1 protein-coding gene and 1 pseudogene are annotated in these 1274 nt (G+C 31.8%); one reads left to right on the top strand and one right to left on the bottom strand.

Features of this window, described 5'->3' with window-relative positions; translation table 11 throughout:
- The coding region (locus tag Megvenef_RS10080; RefSeq protein ID WP_410519779.1) for a DUF3050 domain-containing protein at positions 1–73 on the bottom strand (73 nt) is incomplete at its 3' end.
- A gap of 370 nt (positions 74–443) precedes the next feature.
- Between Megvenef_RS10080 and Megvenef_RS09510 the strand changes: the two are divergent.
- Positions 444–875, top strand: a pseudogene (locus tag Megvenef_RS09510) (DUF3050 domain-containing protein).
- Positions 876–1274 lie beyond the last annotated feature (399 nt).

The following is a 1274-nucleotide window of genomic DNA, read 5'->3' on the forward strand; positions in this document are numbered from 1 at the left end:
CACTTTCTTCAGCCACGACGATCTCATTGATGAAGCGAGCTATATCTCCATTTCTTTTTGGGGTCCAAGGCAAATTATGTTCACTCCTACAAAATCAATTAGAAATAAGTAGAGGAAATGTGAATTTACAATAAGGAGACTTAGTGAGAGGATTATAATTATCAGAAATAAATTGATTTATTATTATAAACCATGTATAATTTACCTTATTATAAATTCTTAAATAAAAACCTTATTTCTTTTCAATTTATTTGAATAATTTAAGTAATTTGTGTTTCCGATATATGATATAAACCAACATGAAGTTATCTTATATGATACACCTACGATAATACAGTTCCAACCAGTTACTAAAGTAAACACAGGCTAACCTAAAATCACAGTAAAATTAACTTTTAAGTCACCCTATATATAATTCAATCAAGTCGGACTAACAGGTAAGAATTTTCATGGAAAACCACGTGTTCGCAGTGTTTGACTTCATGACCCTCTTGAAAGGTCTACAAAGGGAACTCACATGTGTAAATTTGCCTTGGACCCCAAAAAGAAATGGAGATATATCTCGCTTCATCAATGAGATCGTTGTGGCTGAAGAAAGTGATCATGTGCTTGGAGTTACACTGTCTCATTACGAGATGTATCTTAAATCCATGGAGGAGGTTGGAGCTGACATTCAAGTTGCTGAATCTTTTGTAAATTCCTTAGCAAAGAAAGACTATAAGACTGCTTTGCATGAAATTAAATCAGATCGTGTGAGTGAAAATACCAAAATCTTCTTAGACAATACTCTTCAATTATGTCAGTAAGGTAAAATTCATGAGATTGCCTCATCCTTCTTTTTTGGAAGAGAGGATCCAATTCCTTTGATGTTTTAGAGAATTTTGGATAACTTTAACATGAGAAATCTGAAATATCCTTGGCTTCAAGTATATCTCTAAAGACATGTGGAAATTGATTCTGGAGAGCATGGCCCATTGGCAGAATAACTTATCTGTTCCTTATGTCAAGATGATCACTAAAAATGGAAAGAAGTAGAGAATGCTGCCTTATAGGCAATACAATCAAGAATATTGCTGTGGGATGGAATAATGAAGAAATTGTAATGAATATTAATATTATATATATATATTAATAATATATATATAAATATGGATAATATTGAATTAAATGACCTAGAAGTTAATTAGGAAAGATTAAAAATTAATTTAAGGATTTCGATTGGAGGATCATATCCAGGAGCTATGGCAGCTTGGTTAAGGTATTAATATCCTCAT

The sequence above is a fragment of the Candidatus Megaera venefica genome (genome assembly GCF_034554655.1).
GTDB lineage: Bacteria > Pseudomonadota > Alphaproteobacteria > Rickettsiales > Rickettsiaceae > Megaera_A > Megaera_A venefica.